At 70.8% G+C, this 12,411-nt stretch carries 12 protein-coding genes; 2 read left to right on the plus strand and 10 right to left on the minus strand.

Annotated features, from left to right (window positions below):
- Positions 1 to 15 precede the first annotated feature (15 nt).
- From ftsW to E4V99_RS16530, 9 genes are all read right to left on the minus strand, one after another.
- Complete coding sequence (gene ftsW / locus E4V99_RS16490) at positions 16 to 1,215, minus strand: putative lipid II flippase FtsW (RefSeq protein ID WP_135065378.1); 1,200 nt, start codon at positions 1,213 to 1,215, stop codon at positions 16 to 18.
- Positions 1,178 to 2,731, minus strand: a complete 1,554-nt coding sequence (gene murD, locus E4V99_RS16495; protein ID WP_187270365.1) for a UDP-N-acetylmuramoyl-L-alanine--D-glutamate ligase — start codon at positions 2,729 to 2,731, stop codon at positions 1,178 to 1,180. Before murD ends, ftsW begins: the two co-directional genes overlap by 38 nt.
- Positions 2,728 to 3,831 (minus strand): phospho-N-acetylmuramoyl-pentapeptide-transferase, encoded by a 1,104-nt coding sequence (mraY, locus tag E4V99_RS16500; protein ID WP_135065372.1) that lies wholly within the window; start codon positions 3,829 to 3,831, stop codon positions 2,728 to 2,730. The genes murD and mraY overlap by 4 nt, the downstream gene beginning before the upstream one ends.
- Complete coding sequence (gene murF / locus E4V99_RS16505) at positions 3,828 to 5,240, minus strand: UDP-N-acetylmuramoyl-tripeptide--D-alanyl-D-alanine ligase (protein ID WP_135117877.1); 1,413 nt, start codon at positions 5,238 to 5,240, stop codon at positions 3,828 to 3,830. Before murF ends, mraY begins: the two co-directional genes overlap by 4 nt.
- A gap of 18 nt (positions 5,241 to 5,258) precedes the next feature.
- Entirely contained in the window at positions 5,259 to 7,043 is a 1,785-nt protein-coding gene (locus E4V99_RS16510) for a penicillin-binding protein 2 (RefSeq protein ID WP_135065367.1), read from the minus strand.
- A 5-nt stretch (positions 7,044 to 7,048) separates the two neighbouring features.
- Complete coding sequence (locus tag E4V99_RS16515; RefSeq protein ID WP_135065364.1) at positions 7,049 to 7,636, minus strand: hypothetical protein; 588 nt, start codon at positions 7,634 to 7,636, stop codon at positions 7,049 to 7,051.
- Complete coding sequence (gene rsmH / locus E4V99_RS16520; protein WP_209305644.1) at positions 7,633 to 8,586, minus strand: 16S rRNA (cytosine(1402)-N(4))-methyltransferase RsmH; 954 nt, start codon at positions 8,584 to 8,586, stop codon at positions 7,633 to 7,635. The genes E4V99_RS16515 and rsmH overlap by 4 nt, the downstream gene beginning before the upstream one ends.
- A gap of 98 nt (positions 8,587 to 8,684) precedes the next feature.
- A complete protein-coding gene (gene mraZ / locus E4V99_RS16525; RefSeq protein WP_135065358.1) occupies positions 8,685 to 9,116 on the minus strand; it encodes a division/cell wall cluster transcriptional repressor MraZ in 432 nt (143 codons plus the stop codon).
- A 192-nt stretch (positions 9,117 to 9,308) separates the two neighbouring features.
- Positions 9,309 to 9,686: a DUF3040 domain-containing protein gene (locus E4V99_RS16530; RefSeq protein ID WP_135065355.1), complete on the minus strand. Its 378-nt coding sequence runs from the start codon at positions 9,684 to 9,686 to the stop codon at positions 9,309 to 9,311.
- Between the two features lie 64 nt (positions 9,687 to 9,750).
- Between E4V99_RS16530 and E4V99_RS16535 the strand changes: the two genes are divergently transcribed.
- Positions 9,751 to 10,842, plus strand: a complete 1,092-nt coding sequence (locus E4V99_RS16535) for a polyprenyl synthetase family protein (RefSeq protein ID WP_135065352.1) — start codon at positions 9,751 to 9,753, stop codon at positions 10,840 to 10,842.
- A 16-nt stretch (positions 10,843 to 10,858) separates the two neighbouring features.
- Here E4V99_RS16535 and E4V99_RS16540 read toward each other — a convergent pair whose 3' ends face one another.
- Positions 10,859 to 11,200 carry an Rv2175c family DNA-binding protein gene (locus E4V99_RS16540; protein ID WP_135065349.1) on the minus strand — a complete coding sequence of 114 codons (342 nt, stop codon included), beginning with the start codon at positions 11,198 to 11,200 and terminating at the stop codon, positions 10,859 to 10,861.
- A gap of 162 nt (positions 11,201 to 11,362) precedes the next feature.
- Between E4V99_RS16540 and E4V99_RS16545 the strand changes: the two genes are divergently transcribed.
- Positions 11,363 to 12,367 (plus strand): LysM domain-containing protein, encoded by a 1,005-nt coding sequence (locus E4V99_RS16545; protein ID WP_135117879.1) that lies wholly within the window; start codon positions 11,363 to 11,365, stop codon positions 12,365 to 12,367.
- The last annotated feature ends 44 nt before the right edge of the window (positions 12,368 to 12,411 follow it).

Raw genomic sequence — 12,411 nt, forward strand, 5'->3', positions numbered from 1 at the left:
TCCCGCAGGGCGCGGTCAGCGCTGGCGGACGGGGAGCGTGCGGGCGAAGGACAGCAGCACTCCGCACGCCAGGAGCACGGAGAGCAGGCTCGTGCCGCCCTGCGACATGAACGGCAGCGGGACACCGAGCACGGGGAAGACCCGCAGCACGACGCCGATGTTGATGAGCGCCTGCCCCACGATCCAGATCGTGATGGCACCGGAGACGATGCGCACGAACGGGTCGTCGGTCTTGCGGATGATGTGGAAGGCCCCCACGGCGAACAGCGCGAACAGGCCCAGCACGACGGCACAGCCGATGAGCCCGAGCTCCTCCCCCACGATCGCGAAGATGTAGTCGTTCGCGGCGGCGGGGAGCCAGTCGTACTTCTCCTTGGAGTTGCCCAACCCCAGCCCGAAGATGCCGCCGGACGCCAGGCCCCACACCGCGTGCAGCGACTGATAGCACGTGTCGTAGTAGCAGTCGACGGTGTCGGGGTTGAGGAAGCTGAAGATGCGCGCACGGCGGTTCTCGCTGCTGAGCGCGAGGGTCAGCACGGCACCCACGGCCAGGATCGCCGGCAGGATGAAGATCCGCAGGCGAACGCCGGAGAAGAACAGCGCCGCCAGCACCACGAGGAACAGGATCATGGCGGTGCCGAGGTCGCGGCCGGCGAGGACCGTGGCGATCACGAGCGCGCCGACCGGGACGACGGGGATGAACACGTGCGCCCAGGAGCGCAGGAGGGTGCGCTTGCGGTACAGCACCGCGCCCATCCACAGTGCCAGGGCGATCTTGAGGAACTCCGCCGGCTGGAACTGGATGCCGCCGAGGGAGACCCAGTTGCGGTTTCCGTACGACTCCACGCCGAGGCCGGGCACGAAGACCAGGAGCTGGAACGCGGTCGCACCGATGAGGGCGAGCCACGCGACCTTGCGCCAGAAGCTCACCGGGAACCGGCTCGCGACGAACATCAGCGGGATGCCGAGGACGGCGAAGATCCCCTGCTTGATGACGTGCTCGAACGGGTCCTGCGCCCCGCCGAGGGCGGAGGTGGCCGAGAGCACCATCACGAGGCCGAAGCCGGTCAGGAGCAGCGCGGTGGAGGCGATGAGGAGGAACTCGCTCGGCACCGGCGTGAACACGCGGCCGAGCGAGACGCGTGCGGCCAGTCCGCGGCGCGAGGGCCCCTCGGGGTCAGGCGCCTGGGTCGGGGGCGGTGTCGTCGTGGTCACGTGCACCCCCCTCTCCTGCGCTGATGCGTTCCCTCACCGCGTCGGCGAAGCGCCGGCCGCGGTCGGCGTAGGACGAGAACTGGTCGAAGGACGCCGCCGCCGGTGCCAGCAGCACCACGTCTCCGTCGCGGGCGATGTCCAGCGCCAGGTCGACGACCCGTGCCATGACGTTCTCAGTCTCTGCGGCGTCGACCTCGAAGACGGGGACTTCGGGGGCGTGTCGCGCGAACGCCCCCACCACCTCTGTGCGGTCGGCTCCGATGACGATCGCCGCCTTCGCGCCGCCCCCTCGGCCCGCCACGAGGGGGGCGATGTCCACGCCCTTGAGCATGCCGCCGACGATCCACAGCGCGCCGGGATAGGCGGCGAGGGAGGATGCCGCGGCGTGCGGGTTCGTGGCCTTGGAGTCGTCGATCCACGTGACACCCTCGTGCACGGCGACGACCTCGATGCGGTGCGGGTCCAGGGCGAACGACCGCAGCGCCGCGCGGATCGCCGCCGGCTCGACGTCGCGCGAGCGGGCCAGGGCGCTGGCGGCGAGGATATTGGAGACGATGTGCGGAGCGCCGAGCCCCTCGGCGGCGAGCTCGGACACCGTCGTCAGCTCGAGGGCCGACGAGCGCCGCTCGGCCAGGAACGCGCGGTCCACGAGGATGCCGTCGACGACGCCGAGGTCGCTGGGGCCGGGGACGCCCAGGTCGAACCCGATCGCGCGGGCCCCCTCGACCACATCGGCGTCCTCGACCATCTCGCGCGTGGCGACGTCGGCCTTGTTATAGACGCAGGCCACGCGCGTGTTGCGGTACACGACCGCTTTCGCGTCGCGGTAGGCCTGGAAGGAACCGTGCCACTCCAGGTGGTCGTCGGCGAGGTTCAGGCACACGGCGGCATACGGCGACAGCGGGTCGGGGCCCGCCACGTCGGCCAGCCCGAGGTACCACAGCTGGTGGCTGGAGAGTTCGACCACGAGCACGTCGAAGCCGCCGGGGTCGCGCACGGCGTCGAGCACCGGCACCCCGATGTTGCCCACCGGTGCGGCGCGCAGGCCCCCGGCCACGAGCATGGAGGCGGTCAGGCGCGTCGTCGTGGTCTTGCCGTTGGTGCCGGTGATCAGCATCCAGTCCGCGGGAGATCCGTCCGGGCGCAGCACCTTGTCGCGCACGCGCCACGCCAGTTCGATGTCGCCCCACAGCGGCGTGCCGCGCTCCTGCGTCCACGCGATGACCGGATGCTGCGGCGCGAAGCCGGGCGAGGCGATCACGACCTCGGGGTCGAACGTCGCGAGCTCCTCCGGCACCTCCTGCAGCGGACCGGTCCACAACCGCGCACCGATGACCGGCAGCAGCCGCGCGTACTCCTCGTCGGCCGATTCGGTGAAGACGTACACGTCCGCGCCGAGCTCGGCGAGGGTGTCGGCGACGGAGAAGCCGGTCGTCGACAGCCCGAGCACGGCGACCCGCAGTCCGCGCCAGTCGGCGTGCCAGCTGGTCAGGGTGTCCACGCGTGCGGTGCTCATGCGCGGGAGAGCCATTCGACGTAGAAGAATCCGACGCCCGAGACCGCCAGCATCCCGGCGATGATCCACATCCGCACGACGATCGTGACCTCCGACCATCCGCGCATCTCGAGGTGATGGTGGAGCGGACTCATGAGGAACAGCCGTTTGCCGCGCGTGATCTTGAAGTACGCCCGCTGCAGGATGACCGAGCCGGACGCGATGACGTACACGCCGGCGACGAGGACGAGGAGCAGTTCCGTGCGGGTGAGGATCGCCATGGCGGCGATGACGCCGCCGATGGCCATCGATCCGCAGTCGCCCATGAAGACCTTCGCCTTGGGCGCGTTCCACCAGAGGAAGCCCACGAGCGCGCCGACGAACGCGGCGGAGACGATCGCGAGATCGAACGGGTCACGGGTGTTGTAGCACGCCGGCTGCACGGCCTCGGCGACGTTGGTGCACACCTGCTGCACCTGCCAGAAGGCGATGAGGCTGTACGCGCCGGTGACGAAGATGCCCGAGCCTGCGGCCAGGCCGTCCAGCCCGTCGGTGACGTTGACGGAGTTGGATGCGGCCACCCCGATGAAGGAGACCCACGCGAGGTACAGCAGCCAGCCCAGGATCGGGCCGAGCGCGAACAGCGACAGCAGCGGGATGTCGCGGAAGACCGAGATGTACTCCGACGCCGGGGTCTGGTTGACGCGGTTGGGGAAGTTCAGCGCGACGATGCCGAACGGGATCGTCACGATCACCTGGCCGACGATCTTGCGCCAGCCCGAGAGCCCGAGACTGCGCTGGCTGCGCACCTTCATGAAGTCGTCGATGAAGCCCACGGTGCCGAATCCGACCATCATCCAGATCACGAGCCAGCCGGAGATGGTGGGCGGATTGTTGCCGGTGAACGTCCCGACGAGATAGCCGACGATCGTGCCGACGATGAAGATCGTCCCGCCCATCGTGGGGGTGCCGCGCTTGGCGGCGTGCGAGGGGTTGTGGATGTCTTCGGGGGTGCGGATGACCTGACCCCAGCCCCACTTGCGGAACAGCCGCAGGAAGACGGGCGTGAGGAAGAGAGTGAAGGCCAGCGAGATCGCGGCTGCCGTCAGGAGGGATCTCACGAGAACGATTCTCCCAGACGATCGCCGAGGAACCTCAGGCCGGCGGAGTTGGACGACTTCACCAGGACGCGGTCACCGTCGCGGAGCTCGGTCAGGAGGTAGGCGTGCGCGGCGTCGGCGTCGGGGAAGAACACCGCCTCACCGTCCCACGAGCCCTGCGACACGGCCTCCAGGAACATGCGCCGCGCCTCGGCGCCGACGACGACGATGCGCTGGATGCCCAGGCGCACCGCGAGCAGGCCGATGCGGTCGTGCTCCTCGCCCGCGTACTCCCCCAGTTCGCTCATGGCGCCCAGCACCGCGACGGTGCGCTCGCCGGGCCGTGTGATCTGCGCGAGGGTGCGCAGGGCCGCGGCCATCGAGTCGGGGCTGGCGTTGTAGGCGTCGTTGAGGATGCGGACCCGCTCCGACCCCAGCGGCTGCATGCGCCACCGCTCGGCGATCTCCAGGGTCTCCAGGCGCGCCACGGCGTCGCGGGCGTCGACACCCAGCGCGGTGGCGGCGGCGATGGCGGCGAGGGCGTTCATGATGTGGTGCTCGCCGAGCACCTGCAGGTGCAGGGGCATCGCCTCCCCGTCGACCTCGAGGTCGGCGCGCGTGCCCGCTGCCGTCACCTCGACGTCGGTGGCCCGCACGTGCGCGCTGGGCCCGCGGCCGAACCAGCGCACCGAGACGTCGCGCTCGGCGGCGAGTGGCGCCATGGCGCTCACACGCGGATCGTCGGCGTTGAGGACGGCCAGCCCGCCGGGGCGGAGGGCGCGGACGAGTTCGGACTTGGCGGCGAAGGTCGCCTCGATGCCGCCGAATCCGCCGGCGTGCGCCATCCCGACCATCAGCACGACGCCCACATCGGGCGTGACGAGTCCGGCCAGCCGTGCGATCTCGCCGCGGCCGCTCGCGCCGAACTCGCTCACGAGGAAACGGGTGTCCTCGCGCACGCGCAGCATGGTCAGCGGTGCGCCCACGGAGTTGTTGAACGACGCGCGCGGTGCGACCGTCTCGCCTTCGCCCTCGAGGATGCGGGCGAGCATGTTCTTCGTCGTGGTCTTGCCGTTGGACCCGGTGATCCCGACGATCCGCAGGTGGCCGCGTTCGCGCACGCGTGCGACGACCTCCCGCGCGAGATCGGCGAGGGCGCCGACGGCGTCGGGCACGACGATCTGGGTGATCGCGTCGTCGACGGGGCGTTCCACGAGCGCCACGGCGGCGCCGCGCTGCAGCGCGGCATCCACGAAGCGATGGCCGTCCGTGGTCTCCCCCGGCTTGGCGACGAAGATGCCGCCGGGTTCGATCAGGCGCGAGTCGGTGTCGACGGCGCCGGACACCACCGTGTCGGGGGTGTCGGAGCCACTGAGGCGGAGGTCGCCGCGGACGGCGTCGGTGAGCTGGGTGAGGGTGAAGGGGATCATGAGTGTGGGGGCCGCGCGTCAGCCGAACTTGGGCAGCTCGGGAGTGGCGGAGCCGGAGGGCATGACGCGGTAGGTCTTCAAGACCTGCGTCATCGCCTTCTGGAACGCCGGCGCGTTGGCCGCAGACGATTTTACCGTCGCCGGCTCGTCCAGCGTGACCGCGACGACGAACTTCGGGTCGTCGGCCGGCGCGTAGCCGATCATCGTCGTGAAGTAGGCGCCGGCCTTGTACCCGCCCGCGCCGTCGGATTTCTCGCCCGTTCCGGTCTTGATGGCGACGCGGTATCCGGGGATCTCCACCTGCTTGGCGAGCGTGCCCTGCGTCGCGACGTTCTCGAGCATGAGCGACACCTCGTCGGCGGCCTTCTCGCTCACGACCTGCTGACCGGTGGCGTCGGGGACGTCGGTGACCGTGCCGTCGGGGCGCGTGCAGCCCTCGACGAGCGACAGCGGCATCCGGGTGCCGTCATTGGCGAGGGTCTGGTAGGCGCCCACCAGCTGCGGGACCGTCGTGGTCAGGCCCTGCCCGAAGTTGACGTTGTAGAACGTCTGGTTGTCCCACTGGTCGATGGGGCGCAGCACACCGGGTTCCTCACCCTGGAAGTCGATGGGCGTGTCGACGCCGACGCCGAAGCGCTGCAGGTAGTCGTAGCGGGTCTGTGCGCTCACGGTGTCGCCGAACTTGGAGATGCCGACGTTGGAGGAGTCGACGAGCACGCCGGTGAGGGTGTAGTTGTTCACCGGGTGCACGAAGGGGTCGCGGACCCGCGCACCGTTGGGGAACGACTCCTTCCAATCGGCCGTGACGGTGGAACCGGGGTTCGCGCCGCCGGCGTCGATGGCGATCGCCGCCGTGAGCGCCTTGAAGGTGGAGCCGGGCTCGAACGTGTTCGTGAAGATGCGGCTGCCGCGATCGTCCGGATGCGACCCGTCGACGTTGTTCGGGTCGACGGTGGGGTACTCCGCCATGCCGCGAACCTTGCCCGTCTCCACCTCCACGACCGTGATCGTGGCCGATTTCGCGCCCGTGTTCTGTGCCTGCTCGGCCGCGAGCTGCTGGAGGTACCACTGCAGGTCGCGGTTGATCGTGAGCTGCAGCGTCCCGCCGTCCACGGCCGGGTCTTCCACCGCGGTGCCGGGGATCGTGACGCCGTCCTTGCCGCGCTGGAACAGGAGCTTGCCGTCCGTCGCGGTCAGGCAGTCGTCCTCTGCCTGCTCGATGCCCGCCAGCGGTTTGCCGTCGGTGCCCACGAAGCCCACGAGGTTTCCGCCGACGGCGCCGTCGGGGTACATGCGCGAGGGGTGCTGGTCGAAGTAGAGGAACGGGATGCCGAGCGCGACGAGGCTGCGGTACTGCTCCGTGGTGAGGCCACGTTTGAGGAGCGCGTACTGCGAATCGGGGTCGTTCGCCTTCGCGTCCTCGACGACCTGCTGCACCTCCTGGGGCGTCTGACCGGTGATGGCGGCGATCTCCGCCGCCAGTTCCGGCCAGCTCACCTCGATGCGTTCACCGTCGGGTCCCTCGCGGCGGATCCCGTTGACGTTCGAGGGGTCCAGCTGGGCGTCGTACAGCAGGATGCTGCCGGCCAGGGTCGCGCCCTGCTCGTCGACGATCGTGCCGCGGGTTCCGTACAGCGTGCGCTCGGCGGCGAAACCCAGTGAGAGCGAGTCCTCGATGTGCTCGCCGGCGTTGACGACCTGGATGTCGACGAGGCGCACGACGAAACCGACCAGCACGGCCAGGACCACCGCGAGGGCGACCACCGTGCGACGGCGCGGGCTTCTCGTGCTGCGGGTCGTCATGGCGCCTATCGTGTCGCGGGAGTGGGCAGGCCGTCGGTGATCGGCGGGGGTGTCGTCGATCCGGTCTCCCCGGCCGCCTCATCCGCCGCATCGGGGACGAGGGGGACGCCCTTGATCGTGGCGTCCGGCGCGGTGACCAGCGGCGTGTCGGTGATGAGGGCGTTGGGGACGGCGCCGCGGTTGATGGCGTCGACCGCCGACGCGTCGGCGGCGGCGGAACCGGTGCCGATGATCGCCCCGTCGCTCAGCCGCAGGTACGACGGCGACTCGTTGATGACCATGCCCAGCGCCGCGGCGTTCGCGGCGAGGTACTGGGGCGAACCCAGGCCCGCGACGTCGTCGTAGAGGATCTGCTTCTCGTAGGTGAGGTCGCGCTGCTGCTGCGTCAGGGCGGCGACTTCGTACGTCCCCTGGGTGGTCAGGATCGACAGGCCCATCTGGGCGAGCGCGATCGCGACGGCACCGGCGACGGCGATGACGCCGTAGGCGAGCTTGGGGCGCTTGTGCCGCGCGGGTGCTTCGACGACGTGCAGGCGCCGCGCCGGCGTCTCGGCCGGGCGGCGCAGCGGCAGGGCATGGGCGAGATCGGTCATGCCGCCTCCCGGATCCGTTCGGCCGCGCGCAGGCGCACGGGGGTGGCACGTGGATTGCGGGCGCGCTCCTCGTCGGAGGCGAGTTCGGCGCCCTTGACCAGCAGGCGGAACCGCGGGGCGTGCTCGGGGAGCTCGACGGGCAGGCCTGCGGGAGAGGTGGATGCGGTGGCCTCGGCGAGGAGCCGCTTGACGAAGCGGTCCTCCAGCGACTGGTAGGACAGCACGACGATGCGCCCGCCGAGGTTCAGCAGGTCCAGCGCCGCCGGCAGCGCCCGCTCGAGAGCGGCCAGTTCGCCGTTGACCTCGATGCGCAGGGCCTGGAAGACGCGCTTGGCGGGGTGCCCGGCGTTCAGGAGCGCGGCGGGGGTGGCGGCGGAGAGGATCTCCACCAGGCGCCCCGAGCGGACGATGGGCTCCTGCGCACGGGCGGCCAGGATGGCGCGCGCGTAGCGGCCGGCGAGTTTCTCCTCGCCGTAGCGCTCGAAGATGCGGCGCAGGTCGCCTTCGCCGTAAGTGGCCAGGACGTCGGCGGCGGTCATCCCCGCGCTCTGATCCATGCGCATGTCCAGCGGGGCATCCTTCGCATACGCGAAACCGCGGTCGGCGACATCCAGTTGCAGCGAGGAGACGCCGAGGTCGAACAGGATCCCGTCCACGCGGCGAACACCGGCCGAGGCGACGGCCTCCGCGATGCCGTCGTACACGGTGTGCACGAGGGTCACGCGGTCGCCGAACGCGGCGAGGCGCTCCCCCGCGATGCGCAGGGCGTCGGTGTCGCGGTCCAGGCCGATCAGGCGCGCATGCGGGAACCGCTCCAAAAAGGCCTCGGAGTGGCCGCCCATGCCCAGCGTCGCGTCGACGAACACCGCGCCGGGCCGCTCGAGGGCGGGGGCGAGCAGCTCGACGCAGCGCTCGAGAAGGACCGGGGTGTGGATGTCGCGGGAGTCCATGATGCGGGGGCTTCGGCCCGGGGCTCTGATCCCCATCCGCGTCGACCTGGCGCCGGGGAAGTGCGTCAGGGCGAGCGGCTGGGAATCACAGCCGGGGGTCAGAACAAGCCCGGGATCACCTCCTGCTCCATCTCGGCGTACGTCTCTTCGTTGCTCTCGGCGTAGGCGTTCCACGCGTCGGCGTTCCAGATCTCCGCGTGCGCTCCCACGCCGGTGACGACGAGGTCGCGCTCGAGTCCCGCGTACGCACGGAGCGCGGGCGGGAGGGTGATGCGGTTCTGGCTGTCGGGCTTCTCTGCGCTGGCTCCCGACAGGAACATGCGCAGGAAGTCCCGCGCCTGCTTGTTGCTCAGTGGTGCTTCCCGGATGCGCTCGTGCACCCGTTCGAACTCCGCCGTGGAGAACACGTACAGGCAGCGTTCCTGCCCACGCGTGACCACCACGCCCGCGCCGAGGTCGTCGCGGAACTTCGCCGGGAGGATGACGCGGCCCTTGTCGTCGAGCTTGGGGGTGTGCGTGCCGAGCAGCATCCGTGCACCCCCTCCGTCCCGGCCCTGCGAAGTACCACCACTTTACTCCACTCTCCTCCACTTAGCTATCACTTTGCGCGAGATACCGGGCTTCGCGACGCCTCGGCCGCCACGAGGGCACAAAAAAAGCACCGACTCCGCAGAGTCGGTGCTTCGTGTCGTCCCGGGCGTTTCGCCCGGGTCAGCGGCGGGTCAGTTCCCGTCCTGCCGCCGGTCCCAGCGATCGTTCATGCGATCCATGAACGACGCGCCGCGGCTCGGGGCGGCGGCCTGGGGGCGGGAAGTGGAGGGACGTGCCGGGCTCGCCCCGCGCATGGGGGTCACGGCGAGGATGACGCCGCCCAGCATGACGGCGAATCCCACGACGCCCAGGATGACGCCCAGAGTGTTCATGCCCACGGTCACGCCGAAGATCAGACCGCCCAGTCCGACGAGGACGAGGATCGTGCCGTAGACGATATTGCGGTAGCTCAGAGCGTGTCCGGGCGCGGTGACGACATCGGCGTCGTTGCGCATGAGATGGCGTTCCATCTCATCCAGCAGACGCTGCTCCTGTTCGGAGAGTGGCATGGAACCCCCTCGGATGCTTCTTGGCGACAATTCTACGCGTGCGGTCAATCACTAGGCTAGGGCCGTGTCACCCTCCCCGGAGTCCATCGAGGCTGTTTCCCAGCGACTGAACACCTTCCTCACCATCCGACGGAGCGAGGCCGGTGAGCTCGGGGCCGAAGCCGGACTGCTGGCGGACACCGCCGCCGACGCGCTGGAGGGCGGCAAGCGGCTGCGAGCCCGCTTCTGCCTGACCGGATGGCGCGCGGTCGCCTCCCCCCGCGCCGGCTCCCCCACCCCCGACGATGCTGTCGGCGCAGCCGCCGCGCTGGAGATCTTCCACGCCGCCGCGCTCGTGCACGACGACCTGATCGACAACTCCGACACGCGCCGCGGCCGCCCGGCCGCGCATCGTCGGCTCGAGGCCGACCACCGCCGCCGCGGCTGGCACGGCGACGCCACGGCCTTCGGCCGGTCCGGCGCGGTCCTGCTGGGCGATCTGCTCGTGGCGTGGAGTGACGACCTGCTGGAGGAGGCGATCGCCGCGACGGCGGTCGACCGGGCAGTGGCGACGCGAGCGGCGTACGCGCGGATGCGGCGCGACGTCACCGTCGGCCAGTTCCTCGACGTCGCCGAGGAGTCCGCCTTCTCGACGCAGCCCGACGCCGAGCACGCCGAGCGGGCACTCCGGATCGCGTCGCTGAAGTCGGCGCGGTACAGCATCCAGCAGCCCCTGCTGATCGGGGCAGCCTTGGCCGGCGCCGATGCGGCCCAGGAGGAGGCGCTGTCCGCCTTCGGCCACCCCGTGGGGATGGCCTTCCAGCTGCGCGACGACGTCCTGGGGGTCTTCGGCGACGCATCCGTCACCGGCAAGCCCTCCGGCGACGACCTGCGCGAGGGGAAGCGGACGGTCCTGGTGGCCTTCGCACGCGAGGAGCTGCCCACGGGCGCCCGCCGCGTGTTCGATGAGCTGATCGGCGATCCCACCCTCGACGAGGAGCAGATCGCCTCGCTGCAGCGGACGATCCGCGACACCGGCGCGCTGCAGCGCACGGAGGAGCTCATCTCCTCCTACGCCCTCGAAGCCGACCGGGCGCTCTCGGGCGCGCGGCTGGACAACGCCGCCGTCGGGGAACTGCGCGACCTGGCGCGGGCAGCCACGACGCGCACGTCCTGACTCCGCGGGCCGCGCCTCACGCGAGGGTCTGAGCGACCCGCCGCACCTCGCTCTTGCGGCCCGCGCGCAGCGCCTCCAGCGGAGCGACGCCGATCGTGTCGTCGGGCGTGAGCAGCCAGTCGATGGCCTCGTCGTCGGTGAAGCCGGCGTCATGCAGCACGATCACGGTGCCGCGCAGGGACGACAGTGGACGGTCGTCGACGAGGAACAGCGCGGGTACGGCGAGCGGCCCGTTCCGGCGCGACCCGATCAGGTGGGAATCGTCCAGGAGGCGTCGCACGCGTCCGAGCGGCTCACCCAGCACCTCGACGAGTTCGGGAAGGGTCAGCCAGGTGGTTTCGAGGGGAGTGCCTGTCACGCTTTCACTATCTCACCTCCGCCGGGTCGCCGGCACGGCGATCCTCGGCCGCGCCGGCGGCGCTATCTCTCGCTATTCACATCCGTCACAGCCTTCACTCTGGTTGACACCCGCACCGGATCCGTGACAGCGTGACGGAAACCGAGAACGGAGCATCCCCCCATGCGACCCTCAGGGCGAACCCCCCGCGCCCGCTCGCTGGTTTCCGGCCTGCCCTTGGCACTCGCCGGATCCATCGCGCTGGCCCTCACTGCTGAATCCGCGCACGCCGCACCGGCACCCGCAGACCACACCGACGCCGTGCCCGAGAGACGCGATGCCGCCGGCGGCAAAGTCGTGGCCCACCGCGCCGCGCTGGCACTGGCCGCACCGGCCGACCACGTCGTCGTGGCCGGTGACACCGTGAGCACGATCGCCGCGCGCTACGGCCTGCGCACCCCCGACGTGCTCGCCGCCAACGGGCTGGACTGGTCCTCCGTCATCTACCCCGGGCAGGTGCTGCGCCTGGCCGCATCCGCCCCCGCCCCCGCCGCCGCGGCTGCACCCGCCCCGTCCCCGGTGGCCGTGCTGCACACCGTGCAGGCCGGCGACACCGTCAGCGCGATCGCGCGCGGCAACGGCGTCAGCACGCAGGCCGTGCTCGACGCCAACGGCCTCACGCGGGAGTCCATCATCTACCCGGGCCAGACCCTGGCGATCCCCGCCCCCGTCCTCTCGGCAGCGCCCGCCGCCGCCTCCTCCCCCGCGCCGGCGGCCGACGGACTCGATGCCGAGCAGATCGCGAACGCGCAGCTGATCATCGCCATCGGGCGCGAGCTCGGCGTCTCCGAGCGCGGCATCGCCATCGCGCTGGGCACCGCCATGCAGGAGTCGTGGCTGCGCAACCTCGACTGGGGCGATCGCGACTCGCTCGGCCTGTTCCAGCAGCGGCCCAGCACCGGATGGGGCACGGCGGAGGAGATCCGCGACCCCGCACGATCCACGCGGGCGTTCTTCGGCGGCGCCGCCGACCCCAACGGCACGCTCACGCGCGGCCTGCTCGACATCCCCGGGTGGGAGGGCATGTCGTATACCGACGCCGCGCAGGCGGTGCAGATCTCCGCATTCCCCGAGCGGTATGCACAGTGGGAGCAGCCGGCGTACGCGTGGCTCGCGGCGCTGGGGTGAGCGGGAATCGTCAGGGAACAGCTGTGTAACGGGGTGAGCCGCTC

Source organism: Microbacterium sp. dk485 (genome assembly GCF_004570445.1).
Classification (GTDB): Bacteria; Actinomycetota; Actinomycetes; order Actinomycetales; family Microbacteriaceae; genus Microbacterium; species Microbacterium wangchenii.

Coding starts and splice junctions, on each gene's coding strand:
- murD (WP_187270365.1), bottom strand. CDS start 2,731: ATGAGCACCGCACGCGTGGACACCCTGACCAGCTGGCACGCCGACTGG.
- murF (WP_135117877.1), bottom strand. CDS start 5,240: ATGATCCCCTTCACCCTCACCCAGCTCACCGACGCCGTCCGCGGCGAC.
- E4V99_RS16510 (WP_135065367.1), bottom strand. CDS start 7,043: ATGACGACCCGCAGCACGAGAAGCCCGCGCCGTCGCACGGTGGTCGCC.
- E4V99_RS16515 (WP_135065364.1), bottom strand. CDS start 7,636: ATGACCGATCTCGCCCATGCCCTGCCGCTGCGCCGCCCGGCCGAGACG.
- rsmH (WP_209305644.1), bottom strand. CDS start 8,586: ATGGACTCCCGCGACATCCACACCCCGGTCCTTCTCGAGCGCTGCGTC.
- mraZ (WP_135065358.1), bottom strand. CDS start 9,116: ATGCTGCTCGGCACGCACACCCCCAAGCTCGACGACAAGGGCCGCGTC.
- E4V99_RS16530 (WP_135065355.1), bottom strand. CDS start 9,686: ATGCCACTCTCCGAACAGGAGCAGCGTCTGCTGGATGAGATGGAACGC.
- E4V99_RS16545 (WP_135117879.1), top strand. CDS start 11,363: ATGCGACCCTCAGGGCGAACCCCCCGCGCCCGCTCGCTGGTTTCCGGC.